Annotated in this window: 13 protein-coding genes and 7 tRNA genes; 18 read left to right on the forward strand and 2 right to left on the reverse strand. The window is 33.2% G+C overall.

What is annotated here, in order from left to right; translation table 11 throughout:
• Positions 1 to 5 precede the first annotated feature (5 nt).
• The gene (locus CLORY_RS09380; protein ID WP_079423603.1) at positions 6 to 680 is read left to right on the forward strand and encodes an ABC transporter ATP-binding protein; all 675 of its coding nucleotides are present in this window, start codon (positions 6 to 8) and stop codon (positions 678 to 680) included.
• A gap of 4 nt (positions 681 to 684) precedes the next feature.
• A complete protein-coding gene (locus CLORY_RS09385; protein WP_169911577.1) occupies positions 685 to 1,794 on the forward strand; it encodes an ABC transporter permease in 1,110 nt (369 codons plus the stop codon).
• 11 nt (positions 1,795 to 1,805) lie between these two features.
• On the opposite strand, the gene CLORY_RS09390 is transcribed toward CLORY_RS09385, so the two are convergent.
• On the reverse strand, positions 1,806 to 2,492 hold the full coding sequence (locus CLORY_RS09390; protein WP_079423607.1) for a DUF4163 domain-containing protein: 687 nt from the start codon (positions 2,490 to 2,492) through the stop codon (positions 1,806 to 1,808).
• A gap of 416 nt (positions 2,493 to 2,908) precedes the next feature.
• Positions 2,909 to 4,189: a BaiN/RdsA family NAD(P)/FAD-dependent oxidoreductase gene (locus CLORY_RS09395; RefSeq protein ID WP_079423609.1), complete on the reverse strand. Its 1,281-nt coding sequence runs from the start codon at positions 4,187 to 4,189 to the stop codon at positions 2,909 to 2,911.
• 453 nt (positions 4,190 to 4,642) lie between these two features.
• On the opposite strand from CLORY_RS09395, the gene CLORY_RS09400 reads away from it, so the two are divergent.
• From CLORY_RS09400 to CLORY_RS09475, 16 genes are all read left to right on the forward strand, one after another.
• Positions 4,643 to 4,715 (forward strand) — tRNA-Glu (locus tag CLORY_RS09400).
• A gap of 10 nt (positions 4,716 to 4,725) precedes the next feature.
• Positions 4,726 to 4,801: transfer RNA gene (locus tag CLORY_RS09405), tRNA-Val, on the forward strand.
• Between the two features lie 18 nt (positions 4,802 to 4,819).
• Positions 4,820 to 4,896, forward strand: a tRNA-Asp gene (locus tag CLORY_RS09410).
• A gap of 16 nt (positions 4,897 to 4,912) precedes the next feature.
• Positions 4,913 to 4,985, forward strand: a tRNA-Glu gene (locus tag CLORY_RS09415).
• 9 nt (positions 4,986 to 4,994) lie between these two features.
• A tRNA-Val gene (locus CLORY_RS09420) sits at positions 4,995 to 5,070 on the forward strand.
• Between the two features lie 20 nt (positions 5,071 to 5,090).
• Positions 5,091 to 5,167, forward strand: a tRNA-Asp gene (locus tag CLORY_RS09425).
• Position 5,168: 1 nt separating this feature from the next.
• Positions 5,169 to 5,240, forward strand: a tRNA-Thr gene (locus CLORY_RS09430).
• Between the two features lie 583 nt (positions 5,241 to 5,823).
• Positions 5,824 to 8,718, forward strand: a complete 2,895-nt coding sequence (locus CLORY_RS09435) for an insulinase family protein (RefSeq protein ID WP_169911578.1) — start codon at positions 5,824 to 5,826, stop codon at positions 8,716 to 8,718.
• A 135-nt stretch (positions 8,719 to 8,853) separates the two neighbouring features.
• Positions 8,854 to 9,378 carry an RNA polymerase sigma factor gene (locus CLORY_RS09440; protein ID WP_079423613.1) on the forward strand — a complete coding sequence of 175 codons (525 nt, stop codon included), beginning with the start codon at positions 8,854 to 8,856 and terminating at the stop codon, positions 9,376 to 9,378.
• The gene (locus CLORY_RS09445; protein WP_079423615.1) at positions 9,371 to 10,144 is read left to right on the forward strand and encodes a hypothetical protein; all 774 of its coding nucleotides are present in this window, start codon (positions 9,371 to 9,373) and stop codon (positions 10,142 to 10,144) included. The genes CLORY_RS09440 and CLORY_RS09445 overlap by 8 nt, the downstream gene beginning before the upstream one ends.
• Positions 10,145 to 10,146: 2 nt before the next feature.
• Positions 10,147 to 11,034, forward strand: a complete 888-nt coding sequence (locus CLORY_RS09450) for an ABC transporter ATP-binding protein (RefSeq protein WP_079423617.1) — start codon at positions 10,147 to 10,149, stop codon at positions 11,032 to 11,034.
• Position 11,035: 1 nt separating this feature from the next.
• Positions 11,036 to 12,334 carry an ABC transporter permease gene (locus tag CLORY_RS09455; protein WP_079423619.1) on the forward strand — a complete coding sequence of 433 codons (1,299 nt, stop codon included), beginning with the start codon at positions 11,036 to 11,038 and terminating at the stop codon, positions 12,332 to 12,334.
• A gap of 271 nt (positions 12,335 to 12,605) precedes the next feature.
• Positions 12,606 to 14,093, forward strand: coding sequence for a hypothetical protein (locus CLORY_RS09460; RefSeq protein WP_079423621.1), 1,488 nt, complete (start codon positions 12,606 to 12,608; stop codon positions 14,091 to 14,093).
• 34 nt (positions 14,094 to 14,127) lie between these two features.
• Complete coding sequence (locus tag CLORY_RS09465) at positions 14,128 to 14,961, forward strand: 5'-methylthioadenosine/S-adenosylhomocysteine nucleosidase family protein (protein ID WP_079423623.1); 834 nt, start codon at positions 14,128 to 14,130, stop codon at positions 14,959 to 14,961.
• Complete coding sequence (locus CLORY_RS09470) at positions 14,927 to 15,937, forward strand: SPL family radical SAM protein (protein ID WP_079423625.1); 1,011 nt, start codon at positions 14,927 to 14,929, stop codon at positions 15,935 to 15,937. The genes CLORY_RS09465 and CLORY_RS09470 overlap by 35 nt, the downstream gene beginning before the upstream one ends.
• 103 nt (positions 15,938 to 16,040) lie before the next feature.
• Positions 16,041 to 16,748 carry an SDR family oxidoreductase gene (locus CLORY_RS09475; protein ID WP_079423626.1) on the forward strand — a complete coding sequence of 236 codons (708 nt, stop codon included), beginning with the start codon at positions 16,041 to 16,043 and terminating at the stop codon, positions 16,746 to 16,748.
• The last annotated feature ends 24 nt before the right edge of the window (positions 16,749 to 16,772 follow it).

The raw sequence follows: 16,772 nt of genomic DNA on the forward strand, positions 1-16,772 counted from the left end.
AAATTATGACATTAAAATTAGAGAATGTAAATTTGATTTATGATATAGGAAAAGAAGTTCAGACCTATGCTCTTAAGAATATAAATCTTTCATTATCTGGAAACAAGCTTATAGGAATAATGGGACCTTCGGGAAGCGGCAAAAGTTCATTGTTATATGCTATGGCAGGATTTAAAATACCTACTTCAGGAAAGATACAGTATAACAATATTGACTATGGAGCTATTTCGGGATCAAAGAAATGCGATATAAGAAAAAAGGAATTCGGTTTTATATTTCAAAGACATTTTCTTATAGATTACATGACTGTTCTTGATAATGTATTGACGCCTATAAATGATGACAGCAAAGCTGCTAAAGAAAAAGCAATAAAGCTCCTGGAAAAGTTCCATTTAGGACATTTATCTGGGAAAAAGCCCCATCAGCTTTCAGGTGGACAGAGACAAAAGGTTGCTATAGCAAGAGCACTGATAAGCGATCCACAGGTCATATTTGCAGATGAGCCTACTGCAGCCTTGGATCATAATAGTGCCATAGAGGTGATGAATTTTCTAGAAGAATATAAAAGCGAAAGAATGATAATGGTAGTAACACATGATCCTTCTATACTTACGAATGCAGACAGCATAATCAATATGAGAGATGGAGCTATTACTTCCATTGAAAATAAGGGGGCTTAATATTATGAAGCCACTGTCTATATTAAGTTACTTTGCAAACAATAAAAGAAAATTGCTACCTTCATTCATATGTATCTCGTTAGGTGTCTTTATTATTTATCTTTTTTCTATAATTATATCTGGGGCTGGCTCTGCTATGAAACAAGCTTCTGTAGATATGCTTGAAAGAGGTACATTTGTATCTTCTAATAGTAAGAATAGTATATCTGATTATATTCGAAATAAAATTAACCGTGATATAGTGCCAATACAAAATCAGAATGGGCAAATACAATATAATTCTGTAATGGGTGAGATGAGTATAGATGTGTACCGCATATTTCCGCAGGATATGAAAAAGGTACTAAAGATATTCGATTTGAAGTTGATTAGAGGGAAAGTACCTAATGGAAAGAAAAATGAAATACTGCTTTCGCTAAAGCTTGCGAAACAATATAAAGTGAACGTAGGGGACAGCGTTAAGCCTAATAGCCAAAATGGTACAAATTTAGATGGAACGTACAAGGTGACAGGAATTATTGATGGACCAGTGATAACGGCATTTACTTCAGGAAGAAGCGATATAAAAAGAAGTGAAGCATTAAAAAATAGTATAATCATTAAAGTAAATATAAAAAACAGTAAAAGGATAAGCAAACAGTTAAAAGACTTGGCTGGGAAAAGTGTTAATATAATCGACTATAAATCTATGAAAAAACAGATAGATCAAATAGCTATGGGTTTAAGATCGTTAGAATTTATTATTATCCTTGTAATAATAGTGGTTTTGTGTGTTTCGATGGCTAACCTTAATTATATAAGTTTTATAAATAGGAAAAACGAGTTTTCAATTTTGACTGCGATTGGATATAGGAAAGGCTTTCTTTGCAGAAAACTCCTAAAAGAAAATGTTATGAATTGTATGACAGCGTATATATCAGGCATTCTATTTACAATGCTGGTAGTTAGCCTTCTGAATATCTCTTTATGGAACCCTAATGGTCAATCAGTAGCGCTTTTTAATATAAACGACATAGGTACAGCCATAATAATGCCTGCTTTTGTAGCCATTATCAGCATGCTCACACCACTAAAGGAAATAAGAGCAATGGAATATGAATGCCTGAATAGATGATATACTTAAGATTAAATATTTCGTAGCAATTCTGGTTTAAGCATAGTTGATAATTTACTAAAGGGTATTCTTATCACTGGTATATCAGAAGGGGAAAAACCTATTTCGTTAAAACCCAAAAATATAACTAAGTTATTTCCATCTAAATAAAAGGACTGATTATCTGAAATACCTTTAAATGAAGTGTTTTTATCAAGGCTGTTTAATATCTCTGTGTTTATGGCTTTTTTATAGTCAGTGCCAGGTTTAAATAAATCTTGCAGTTGGAGGGATCTTCCAGAGTCTAGTCCATAATTATAGCTTGCTCTTATATAATATGAAATGCCGTCAATTATTTCAGTATATATAAGAGATAAGCTTATTAGATTATTCTTATTGTAAGAGATTGAATAGGTGTTCGATATTTGAAATGGAATTACCGGTTTATTCTGGGTTTTTTTAGTCGCAGCATTTTCAGAAGCTGCATTTTCCATTTGACGTTTAAATTCCAATATATCATTTTCTAGGTTAGAATTAATATAGGATAATACCCTTGGATTAGTGCTGCCTTTAAGTACAGGTATTCTTAAGTTACCCTTTATCTCATCGTTAGAAAAATTCATATCACGTGAATCTGCAGTTACTGCGTTGTCAGGGACATTTCGCAAGAGCTGCATATAAGGACAATTTGAACAATAAGAAGGTGTATAATTATACATAAAATGCTCCTTAATAAAAGATTACATATTACTATATGATGTAGATTTAGTTAACGTTACATATTATAAATATAAGACGAACTAAATGCTCTAGACGAAATATTTAAGAGAAAGTGCATTAAATAGTTATGAGAGTTAAGAGTAAAGAGAAAAGAGTAAAGAGAAGGTTAAAATTCAGCAGGGCTGAATTTTGATTGTATAGATGATCCTAATTATTTTAATAGTCCTTTTGTAATACTAGGTAAGTCTTAGTTTTAAAAAGTTATAGCCGATAATCAAATTTAAATTCTCAGAAATTCTGCACAGCAGAATTTCTTCCTTCACTTTTCTCTCTACTCTTTACTCTTTTCTCTTACCTCTTAGCTATTTAAAGCATGCACTAACTACTAAATATTATCTCCTTTTAATTCACTTTCTTAGTTCGTCTTATATTTAGTTGCAGCATATTTTCCGGCAGCGTACCCTGAGCTCCAAGCCCACTGAAGATTGAAACCTCCGCAGTCTCCGTCTACATCTAATACCTCACCAGCCAAATACAAATTAGGACATAATTTTGATTCAAGGGTATCTGCATTGATCTCATTAGTATTTACACCGCCGCAGGTAACCTGAGCGTTTCTAAATCCATTGGTATCTGACACATGAAATTCCCAGCCTTTTAGCAATCCAATTATATTATCTTGTTCTTCCCAGGTAATGCTATCTATAGTTTTGTGTAGATCCGTTACTCCAGCTTCCTTTAAAATAGGAATTATAAGCTTTTTATTCACTATACCAATAAAAGATTCAGAAATACTTCTATATGGAAACAATGCTTTATGCGTTTCTATAAGGTTAATTAGAGTTTCTTCTGAATATTCCGGAAGTATATTTACTTCTAGCGTAACTTTTTTCTTCTTATTTAAATTTACGGATGCTATTCTGCTAAGCTGCAGAATAGGAGGTCCCGATATACCATAGTCTGTAAAAAGTATTTCTCCTTTTTCTTCCATTAAACTTTTATTTTCAACCAGAATTTTAACGGCCCCTTCAAATTTTACACCTGACATTGCTTTCAATCCTTTATAATCTAACTTCAACTGAACTAGGGCTGGTAAAGGAGTTACAATAGAATGCCCCAAGCTTTTGGCAAGGGTATAACCAGAACCATCAGATCCAGTATTTGAAGCAGATTTGCCGCCTGTACATAATACTATTTTATTACACGAATAGTAATCTTGCCTGCCTTCAGAACTAGTTGTTATTTTAAATAAACTGCCTTTATGGTCTATGTTTACTACCTTAGTGTTGTTGTATATTGGAATTTTTCTATCTTCAATAGCGAATCTAAGTATATCAAGTACAGATGAAGCTTGAAGCGAAAGAGGATACATTTTACCATTGTCCATAGTAGTGAAAGGAAGACCAAGACTGTAAAAAAAATCTTTTGTGTCTTGCACAGTAAAATTATTTAGACAAGGCAAATAAAAATTTTCACTGGAGCTGTGGTAAGGACAAGAAACTTGTGATTTACTACTGAGAAAATCTTCTATTAAGGTGTTAGAGATATTACAGCGTCCATTTCCTGTAGTGAGAAGCTTCTTACCAATTCGATCATTGCTTTCTATCAAAGCTACATCAGCACCATAATCTTTTGCTGTAAGTGCTGCTATTACTCCAGAAGCTCCGGCACCAACAACGATAATATCATGTTTCATACTATATCATTCCTCGTTTTTTAGTTATATAAGTTGCAATAAAGTTCTTACATTATGGCTTCTAAAATATCACTGCTGAATCGGTTCGACCCTAGGATTTTTTAGAAGTCAGAATGTATTAGAACTTTCACAACTTATATAGTTATGAATTATGAATGAGTAATGAGGATTACAGATGAAATTCTGATGTGCAAAATTTTTATCTTCATTACTAATTCCTCAAATTGTATTAATTTATTTTAGCATAGCGAAACAGTCATTGCAAAATATCAGTGTCAGTTAATCAATGACAAAAAAAATACCGAATAGTGGTTAAATTGCCATACACCAAATTATTATTACAACCTATTTTGAAAAATAATAAAAAATGTGTTGACACTCATAGTTTTTTCTTGTATTATATTAAATGTCGAGTTTGCCGGATAGTTTTTAGAAACGGTACACTTAAAGTGAGGCTCCTTGGTCAAGCGGTCTAAGACACCACCCTTTCACGGTGGTAACAGGGGTTCGATTCCCCTAGGAGTCATTTGGAATATGGGCGCATAGCTCAGCTGGGAGAGCATCTGCCTTACAAGCAGAGGGTCACAGGTTCGAGCCCTGTTGTGCCCACCATGTTTCAAAATTTAACGCGGCTCAGTAGCTCAGCTGGTTAGAGTGCTGGCCTGTCACGCCAGAGGTCGAGGGTTCGATCCCCTTCTGAGTCGCCATTTTAAAACTTAATAAGGCTCCTTGGTCAAGCGGTCTAAGACACCACCCTTTCACGGTGGTAACAGGGGTTCGATTCCCCTAGGAGTCATTGAAATATGGGCGCATAGCTCAGCTGGGAGAGCATCTGCCTTACAAGCAGAGGGTCACAGGTTCGAGCCCTGTTGTGCCCACCATGTTTCAAAATTTATAATGCGGCTCAGTAGCTCAGCTGGTTAGAGTGCCGGCCTGTCACGCCGGAGGTCGAGGGTTCGATCCCCTTCTGAGTCGCCATGCTGGCATGGCTCAACGGTAGAGCAGCTGACTTGTAATCAGCAGGTTGTAGGTTCGATTCCTATTGCCAGCTTACGTCGAAGAGATTGTTGTGAGATTAATAAATATTAGTTTCACAACAATTTTTTTTGCTTATTGTGGATAACTTTTAATTAATATTAAGATACACCACTAAATAGGAAAAAATGTGGTCACTAAATGAAAAAACGGTACAGCGTGTTTGCGAAGAAGTTAAAAAGAAACGGTAATATATTTTGAAGTTAGTGAATTAAGATGTTAAGGCAACAGAAGTAATAAAATAAAAATATTATATAAAGATTAAGAGATATGGCATAAAAAAGATTACATCCGAAGTCGGCATTTGGAGCGAATTTAGCAATTACCCATGTCTTTTAGGTAAATTTTCGTTAAGATGGCGAATTGTTTGAGGCGAAGCCGAGTTATGAGCCATTAGGAAATTTGCCTAAAAGATGTGGTGTAATTGCTTAATGAACGGAATTAGCCTACGTAGGATGTAATCTTTTTTACTTTTAATCATTTTTAGAATTATAAACGTTATTTAATATGGGTCCCTCTAGTAGGATAGTAGATAAATCCTCTCCCAATAAGAAATAAGTAAAAATTTTATGCTATTTTACAATAACAAGGAGGTTCATATGAAATTTTTAAAACGAAAAATGATTTTTGTATTGACAACTGCTTTAGTGTTGCAGGGTGTTAATATAGTGCCTGTACATGCCAAAGCTTCTAGAAATACTACAGGAAATGGGTTTAAACTTGTTAAGAAAAACTATGTGAGTGCTATAAAATCAACTGTTATGCAGTATGAGCATGTGAAAAGTGGAGCAAAGCTAGTGTATTTAAAAAATGATGATTCTAATAAAACTTTTTCCGTAAGCTTTCGAACTTTACCGTCAGACAATACAGGGATAAACCATATCCTTGAACATTCGGTCTTGGATGGATCAAAAAAGTATCCAGTCAACAATCTTATTTTGAATATGGCAAATCAATCCTTGTGCAGTGACATTAATGCATATACGCAGAATGATTATACTGATTATCATTTTTCAAGCCGCAACGACAAGGATTTTATGAATTGCTTAGATGTTATGATGGATTCGGTATTTCATCCTAGAGTACTTAAAAATAGAAATATATTTCTTCAGGAAGCTGGTCATTATGAACTTAATAAAGAAAAAAACAAGGCAAATTATAATGGTATAGTTTATAACGAGGTGCGTGGAAAGATGGGCAGCAGTTTCGAAAAGCTTTGTGAAAAATCTGTGGAATCAGTGTTTGAGCGTACGACATATAAATGGGATGCTGGAGGGACTACAGAAAGCATACCCGATGCAAAATACAGTGATTTAGTAAAGGCTTATAATAAGTATTATAAACCTTCTAACAGCATTATATATTTATATGGGAAATTAGATATTGATAAGGTACTTAAATATTTGAATAATAATTATTTAAGCAAATATACAAAGGAGAAGGTAAATGCAAAAGCAGCCATTGAAGAGCCTTTTAAGCGCCAAAAAGAAAAGACTTATTACTATTATGCAGGAAAAGAAAAATCTACTAGTAATAATACATATTTTGCGATGAATTATGTGATTGATATGCGTAAGAATTATGATGTAGAGAAGACTTTTGATGGATTATTATATGACGCTATATATTCTAAATTGAATAATGCGGCTAAGAACAAGGGACTTGGCAAGATTACTATTGGTCTTACTGGCGGTGGTGCTATGCAGAAGGTCTTTACTATTGCAAGTGGGAAATTACCCTACGAGAAAAAGGCTGCTTTTAGGAATGTAATTAATACTACCTTGAACAGTATAGTAAAAAGTGGTCTAAGTAAAAGTTATATAAAGTCATTGCTGAATTCTTACAGCAATCAGCAAGAGGGAGAGTATAAGACTTCGCGTGGAATGGATTTAAATACAGATGTAATAAACTCATGGCTTAATAATGGAAATATAACTTCATATCTTGATGATAGATATATAAAGATATTAAAAAAGGAATTAAAAGAGAAATATATTGAAAATATGATTAAAGAGTATATTTTAAACAATAAATTTAGTTCATTTGTTACACTAAAGGCGAAGGCAGGAGAGGATCCTAACGATAGAGGCACTATTAATATTAATGCATTATCAAAAAAGCGAATAAGCAGAATAATTAATGATGAAAAGAATATGAAGAAGTGGCAAAGCGAGGCTGGTTCTGAAAAAGCTCTTTCAACACTGCCTGTACTTAGTGTTTCAGATATAAAAGCTAAAAAGCCTGATATAAATATCAGCGAGGATAGTGATGGAGTAAAGATGATGTTTACGCCTGTAAATGCAGGTAAAGCTTCATCCCTAAGCATGTATTTTGATACATCGATGATAGAGAAAGATAAAATTCCATATATTAATTTAATGTGTGCTATTTTAAATAAGGATAGTAGTAATGTTGGATTTGAACCGTATGCTTTCGAAAAGTTTGATGATGCTGAAAAGATTTCTCCTAAAATAGTTGCTAGATTTTCAGGAAGCTATGATAAATTAGAAAAAGCATTAGAATCATTAAAAGGGATGATGACAAAGGCAAAATTTAGCGATAAAAAAATGGTAAAGGACCAGCTTAAGGCTTCTTGCGATATAGCAAAGCAATATGCACCAACAAACCACGGCCTTTCATATTTATCTGAAACAGACAGATATAATGATGATTTGTCAGGATTAGGTTACTATAATTTCGCTAATAAGCTCCATATGGATTTCGATTCAAAATGGGGAGAAACTGAGAAAAATCTTCAGGATGTTTATGATAGAATCTTTAATAGGAATAATCTTATTATCGGATTTGCAGGAACCAAAGAAGGCTATTCGAGTTTGAAACTAAAGCTTCCGGACTTTCTTAAGAGTATAAAATATTACAAATATACACCAATTGATTATAATTGTGAAGATAATGTAAAAAATGAGGCTTTTATTGATGATTCTCAAAATATAGATAGTATATTTTTAGAATATAATATAAGAAAGCTAGGATACGAATACAATGGTAAAGTATATGTTATGGGAGCTATAGCTAACGAATATTTAACCAATAAAATACGCCAGACAGGCGGTTACGGCGGCAGAATGAAGGCAGAAAGTGATGGGAATATTTATTTACAAGCAGGGGATGTATCTGATATCGACAGCATATTTTCTATATTTAAAGCATTACCTTTATATTTAAAAAATTTTAAAGCAGATAAACATGTGCTGCTTAGGTATAAGATAAGCGCAATCAAAGAATTGTTATATGAAGATTCTCCAATGGAACAGGCTATACAGAATCAGGAGGATGCGGTAGAAGGAAAGACAGCAGCTGATTATGAACGAGAAATAAAGCAGGTTATGGCTACAAAAGATAAAGATATACGGGATATGTCTTCCATAATACAGGGAATCATTAAACAAAATGTGTTTTTTGTAATTGGTAATAAAGATAAAATTAATGCTAATAAGGATATATTTACGAATATAATTGATATAAATGAATAATAGATTAAATTTACAAAAACAGGTATCTATGAGGATACCTGTTTTTTCGATATTATATATAAGTTTTGCATGCTTAAATCATTTATTACTTATAGAACGTTATATAGTATAGGGGACCTATTGGGAGGAGAGCAAATGACACAGGAAGATGAGTTACTACGAAAAAATAAAAATGGTGATGGGACATGCCTAGATGAGTTAGTTACTATTTATTATTCAGATATATTTCGTTACTGTTTATGGCATACTTCAAGCCGGCAGGCGGCAGAAGACGCAACTCAGGAAACGTTCCTAAAAATAATACGATACTTTGATACATACATTCATCACGGAAAATTTAAAGCCTACATCTATAAAGTGGCTTCGAATGTATGTGTTGATCTATGGAGAAAAAAAGAAGCAGAAGCATTGCCGGAGGATCTTTTGTACATAGAAGCAGGGTTTGAGCAGACGGAATTTGATGTTGATATGATAAGGCTGGTACAAAAACTGCCCAAGGAGCAAAGGGAAATTATATTATTGAGATTTGCTCAGGATTTATCTATAAGGGAAATTGCGGAGGTTGAAAACATACCACTTAGAACAGCACAGTCAAGGCTCAGGGCGGCACTTAAGCAGATTAAAAAAAGTATTAATGCGGGAGGTAAAAAGCGTGAATAAAAAATTGTGTTCGGATTTGAAAAAAGCTCTTAATGTATCTCCGATATGCTCGGATAAGCATATTAAAGAGACTATAAGCATGGTGAGCTATAAATATAAAAGCTACAAACGAAAAGAACGAATTGGTTATTTGGAGTTTCTGCTTCGCCAGATTCAATTTGTAGGAAGAAAGATATGGTTGTGTCAGGGGATAGTGTTGTTTTTTATGTGCTGGCTGATTAATGTAGTGTTCGGAGATGATTTTGAATATATTGTAACCCGTCATATTCCAGAATTTCTATGCTTGTATGCAGTTATAATTACAATGGCTGTTATACCATTTCTAGAAAGATCACAGCAGCATAGAATGTATGAAGTAGAATTAGCAACACGTATGTCAATTTCTAGATTAATTTGCAGCAAGTTGATTATTATAGCTGTTGGAGATTTTGTATTCTTGTTTGCGGTTGCTTTTATTGTTGTGAATAGAATGAGCATATCAGTCCCATTTACAATATTGTATTTGTTGCTGCCTTTATTAATGTCGAGCTGTGGCTGTATTTTTATTCTAAGCAGGCAGAAACAGCATAGTGTTTTTAACAGTGAGGTTTTCTGCGTATTCTTATTATTGTTGCAAATCAAGGTCTTTACATTAATGCCTAATGCTTATTCTGAGACTGCTTTAATAGCTTTGAGCATATTTGTATTTGTTTTTGCAATAACACTTGTTATACAAATATGGAGATTGATAAATAGGACTACAGCAATCAGATTGGAAGTGGTATAACCATGAAACTTGAAATATGTAATTTGACTAAACAATATGAAGATAAAATTGTTGTAAATGAGATTAATTTAAATATTACAGCTGGAGTGTGGGGACTGCTTGGTGCCAATGGTGCAGGAAAGACAACACTTATACAGATGCTTGCAGGTATTGTGAAACCTACTTCCGGAAAAGTTAGATATGATGGTATAGAAATTGGACAGATTAGAGAAGCATATCGAGATGTTTTAGGTTATATGCCTCAGAATTTTGGATTTTATCCTGAATTTACAGTTATAGATTATTTAAAATATGTTGCTGCGCTAAAAGGGCTTACTAAACATGATACAAAAACTAAGCTTGATGAGTTGCTTCAAAAATTTTCTCTTACGGAAGTACGGAAAAAGAAAATTTGTAAACTGTCTGGAGGTATACAGAGACGTGTGGGTATTGCACAGGCCCTTCTGAACGACCCTGAAGTTTTAATCTTAGACGAACCTACTATTAGTCTTGATCCAGGTGAACGTATAAAATTCCGTAATCTTATTTCAGAAGCTGCACGTGACAGAATAGTATTAATTTCTACACATATTGTTTCAGATATAGAGTATATTGCAACATGTAATGCTGTTATGAAAGTTGGACAGATTATCTCTACAGGAAGCACTGAAGAACTTTTAAAGACTATTGAGGGCAAGGTATGGGAAGCTCTAGTAAAAGCAGATCAGCTTCTGTATTGTGAAGCACGTGTAAATATTGTTAATATGAGAAATGAGACAGATGGAAAAGTTTCTATACGGTATTTGTCAAATACGGAAGAAATATCAAATTCTATGCAAGTTAAGCCTAATCTTGAAGACTTGTATTTATGGCTCTTTCCACAGAAGGACTTTGCAAAGGAGGAAGTTTGATATGCGAATTCTTTATCTGGAATTGAGGCGAGTGTTAAGAACTCCAGTGACTTTGAAATTATTGATAACAGCATTCATAATATCGGGTATTATTGCATATCTTCCAATTTCATATGTTCATTATAGTTATATGGATAGTAACCATAAAGCAATTACAGTTTCAGGCATAAAAGCAATACAAGAAAAAAAGAGGCTGGTTCTGCAAGGAAAGCTTACTGAGAGCAAAATACATACTGCAGTTAATGAATATCAAAAGGTAACTAAGAAATATGGAAGTATTTATAGAGGTGATTTTCCACAAAAGGTGTATGAAGAGAAGGTATTCTTGTTTATAAATATATTGGATCGTATAAATGAAGTATATGGGTCAGAAATGAAAACAGGAAGAGGTTCATATACAGATAAAATTTCTGCTCATTATGCAGCGGAACATTTCTATAAAAGAGGTTCATATATAGACAAAATTTCTGCTGATTATGCAGCAAAAAATTTCTATAAAAAGTGTACAGAACATTTGAAAAAACAGACATCAGATAAGAATAAAAATATCAAGCAACAGGCATTTAATATGTATAAGAAGGTTAATATGCCGTTTGAATTTATATATGGTTATGGAAGCAGTGATGCAGCAGATTATCTTCTGTTTTTAATTTTTATACTGATAATTATCTGTACTATAATAACTGCACCTATATTTTCTTCAGAATATCAAACTGGTTCAGATAACATATTGAGGTGTACTAAGCATGGAAGAGTAAGGTTTGCTATAACAAAGATTATTTCTGCTATTTTGATTTCAAGTATTTCCTTTTCGATCTGTATTTCTACTTATATAGTCATTGAAGACAGCATATTTGGCTGGGACAGCTTGGAGACGTCGCTCCAAATGGTAAGCTCGGCTGTATCGCTGCCGTCTCTCAGTGTGGGTGAGGCTCAAATGCTTACAGTTGCAGCTGGAATGTTATCGCTATTTGCAGTTGTGAGTTTTACACTATTTATATCCTCATATTGTAAAAGTACAACTGTTTCTTTAGTGATAAGCATAATTTTTTGCTTTTTGCCTTCTTTAATTTCTAAATCTGTTGATAACAATATAATGAATTGGATACGCTTGATATTACCGGCTGGGGGAGTTGGAGTTGGTAATGGTTTTGACTATGAGCTGCAGAACTTAACATTTCTCAAATTTGGTTCACATTTTATATGGTCGCCATATGTAATAATTGGAGCAGCCGCTATAGCTATTCCACTATTTATGACACTTACAGTTTTAGCTTACTGCAAGCATGAAGCTGCCTAAAAGCGATAAAGATCAGAAAGAAAATATATTAAAAATTCTAATTAAAATCAATAATTAAATTAAGGCCTGGACGGATGAAGTTCAAGTCTTAATTTTTTGACTTAAAAAGGCTGGAGAAACTGATGCTTAAATAATATAATGTATACATAGTTTATATGTGTATCAAACTTTAGCTTAAGAAGAATATGATGCATGTATAAATTAAAAGTTAAGTTAGAAACCTATAGATGGTATTCACTGAAGAACACATTATAAAGATAGGGGTTTTTTCATGAAATGTCATACTTGCCAAAAAAATTTCGACTATTATGCAGAATTAAAATTTTGTCCATTTTGCGGTTGTGAAATAAACATTGAGAAAAAAGTTAATTTGGGAAATACATTAAATATGCCGCCTGTCACGGATAGTGATATTATTAATAGGAAGAAAAAGCAAAAAGCTAGCAAAAAGCTAAACACCATAAAATCTATAATTATGAATCCTAAAATTGGAGCTACAATTATAACTGCATTGGCTATAGTTATTCTATCAGTTTGGGCTTACAGATATTATTTTTATGGAGCAGTGGATAGTGATAAACTAAAAGGAGATTTAAAAGGAAAAACTATAGTCTTAGCTAAACATCATCCCTTTCTAATTAAGGAAAACTACATAAAGGATATGAAAATAATAAGCAGTAAAAAAGAAAAGGGTAAAATGGCAAAAAATGTGCTCTTAATATTGAAATTAAGCAATGAACAATTGGATGTAGAGGGAAGAGCAACACTGCATTATGTATATAAGGGAGCTCATAAATGGTCTTTATATAAAAAAATAAAATTTAAAACCTATTCTGTATTGCCTGCTTCAGGTATGAAAGAAAATGAGGTAATTGGGCAAATGCGTCAGCAGACGGTAAATATAGATGATGGAGACATCAGCTTAGAAAATAAATACTTGAAGACTATTCAGATTGTAAGAAGTGAGCTTAATCAAAAGGATAAGAAGGAAAAGTTAAAAGTAAAGGTAGTACTGGATAACGGGATTCAAAATTCAGAGGGACAGCTTGATGTAAAAGCAGCATTTAGCAATTTTAAGTGGAAAATAGTTTCTGTAGATCAGCCTTCAGAGTTTAAATCCACTCTATCTAATAATTTTTCGTATACTACTATAATAAATGATATAAAAGAAACATCACTGGAAGGTAATTATGTGTATAATACTGTATTTAATAAAGAACCTTTTTATGTTCCAGCAGGGTTTGATGAAAATATTAAAGTAAAAGATAAAACCTATGACAATGAAGCAAGGCAACTGAAAGTAGATGTCGAGAGAAATGTCAAGGTTGGAGAATTATCTGTAACTTTTACTGGAGGCTATGCGTATCAGCTTTCTTTTGACAGTATAGATAGAATAGATGATGATCAGAAGGCAGTTATATCTTCTGTTAGTGTCAATAAAATAAACGAAAGCAAACTTAGACAATTAATTATAGATGCAGAACTAGATGGTAAAAGAAAATTCTTGTGGTGGAATGATACACATGAAATATCAGAAGATGAAGCTAATACATTTAAAATAGAAAAAGTAGGATATGTGAGTGGAAGTTTGAATGAACAATATGTAACCGGCAAGATAACCATAAACAATGATAGTGAACCAATAGAGGAAAAGGCTGCGGCTAAGGTTTATTTAAAGTATGATGAAAATAACGGATACATATGGTGTTTGGATAAGATAGTCACTGAAGAATCTCCAGAATATGATGACTTCCAATAATAGAAGAAGTATAGGCTTGAAAGGAGTGTCCTATATGGTTTATGTTATTACAGCTATGTATTGTGAAGCAGCACCAATAATTAAAAGATTTACTTTGAAAAAGGTAACTGAAATCAGACATTTTCAGGTATTTAAGAATGATAGTTTAGTACTTATTGTAAGCGGAGTAGGTCCTGTAAAGGCAGCAGCAGCAACTGCCTTTATATTTGCCTATTACGGTTGTAGTCTGGAAGACATACTCATAAATATAGGAATATGCGGTTCTGTGAAGAATAAATATCATAAAAACGAAATACTGCTTTGTTCAAAGATAATAGATAGCAGCACTAAATTTGAATATTATCCAGATTTGATTTTTAATTCTCCATTTAGAGAAGCTGTGTTAGAAACTTTTCCAAAGGTTGTGGAAAAGAATGGAGCAGGAAACGTGCAAGGCGATATTATTGACATGGAAGGGGCTTATATTTACGGAGCAGCTTCTATTTTTTTGTATCAGCATAACATACATATAATAAAGATAGTATCGGATAATATGGAGCCTTCAAGTGTTTCTGCAGAATATATAGAGAAGGTTATCGATGAAAGCTTGGACAAGATACAGAACTGGATAGATAGCAGAAAAAGTCTGAATAAAAATGAGCAAGAGCTTCTTTCAAAAGAAGAGCTAGAAAAGATAAAGTTGATTGAACACAACCTTAATCTTTCTGAGACTATGAAAATAGAATTATACAAGCTAGCACTAAACTATAAAATAAGAAAGTTAGAAATTAATAATGAGCTGGATAGTTATTTACAACTTAAGTGTTCATCCAGGAAGGAAGGGAAAAGGTATTTTGGAGAGATTAGAAAAAGGCTTATGGAACTCTAGTTTTTCACATATTTATGTAGAGAGAGAAGTTATTAACCATAAAACAGCTAAGCGAATAATATCGATGTTTAACAGCAGCAGTATAATTGAGATAAATCATTATAAAGATATGTTTTGCAGAAGTCATCAGAATTTTGCTCTTCAGAAGAATGCGCCCAAGCTTATACTTGCGGCTAAAAAGGACAACTATATATATGAAGGTTCTCCTATGTGCGACGACTTTGGAAATGATAATTTCTATTATACATCCTCTGTGATGAACTGTATTTATAACTGTGAATATTGTTATCTTCAAGGAATGTATCCTTCCGCAAATATAGTTATTTTTGTAAATATAGAGGATACTATACAGGAAGTGGAAAGGATTCTGAAAGAAAAGAGCATGTATTTATGCGTATCCTATGATACAGATTTGATGTCGCTTGAGAATATTACAGGATTTGTTCACAAATGGCTTGAACTTACTGAAAAACATAAAAACTTAAAAATAGAAATTAGAACTAAGAGCAGCAATTTTTCAGCTATAAGGGATGTAAAAAGCATGGATAACGCTATATTGGCATGGACCTTATCTCCTGATCTTGTTGCTGGTAAGTATGAGAAGAACACACCTGGTCTTCAAGCAAGGCTTAGCAGTATAGTAGAGACTATGAAAGCCGGCTGGAAGGTAAGGCTGTGTTTCGATCCGCTGCTTTATATATCTGATTGGCAGAAAATCTATGGCGATTTTGTTGATCAAGTGTTTAGCAATGTGGATAGCAATAGAATTTTAGACGTCAGCATTGGTGTTTTTAGAGTTTCCAAGGAATATATGAAAAAAATTAAGAAAATTAATATGTGTTCGGAACTTTTAGCATATCCCTATGAAACTGTTAACGGTGTATGCAGTTATAATAAGAAACATTCTGATGAGTTAATTAACTATGTAGTAAATAAAGTAGAACAGTGTGTACCAAAGGAAAAAGTGTTTTATTAAGAATAAAAATAAATTGCGAAGCAAATGCTCTAGACGGAATAGTTTAGAGAAAGTGCATTAAATTTCTTGGTTCGTCTTTTATTTAAAATAGGGGGAAATCTAAATGAAAACTGCAGTAGTAACAGGAGCATCCTCTGGTATAGGACTTTCTATAACCAAGAAGCTTCTACAATTGGGATATAAGGTTTATGGTATAGCAAGAGATTTTTCTAAGACGGAAATAGAGGATAGTAACTTTATTAAAATAAATTGTGATATAACAAAAACAAGCGAATTGGAAATGAAAATCAAGGAAATCAGAAAACAGGAAGAAGAAATTAAAATACTTGTGAATAATGCTGGAGTAGGGTATTTTGGCCCACATGAGGAGATAAGTATTAAAAATATACATAAAATGATAGCTACAAATCTTGAGGCGCCGATGATATTATCTCAGCTTCTGCTTAGGGAATTAAAGAAAAATAAAGGATTTATTATCAATATATCTTCAATAACTGCAAAGAAATCAAGCCCCATAGGCTGTGCTTATTCTGCCACGAAGGCTGGATTAAGCCACTTTTCTGAAAGCTTATTTGATGAGGCTAGAAAATCTGGACTTAAGGTTATTACAATACATCCTGATATGGCTAAAACTAATTTCTATAGTGAAGCAAATTTCAGAGAAGGTGACAGTACGGAGAGCTATATAACACCTGAATGTGTAGCTGACACAGTGGAAATGGTTATTAGCCAACGATCAGAAACAGTTATTACCGACATAGTAATAAGGCCGCAGAAGCATATGATAACTAAAAAACCGAGGGATAAATAAATATAATTATACGTTTGATGTATA

It is taken from the genome of Clostridium oryzae (assembly GCF_002029235.1).
Taxonomy (GTDB): domain Bacteria; phylum Bacillota; class Clostridia; order Clostridiales; family Clostridiaceae; genus Clostridium_AE; species Clostridium_AE oryzae.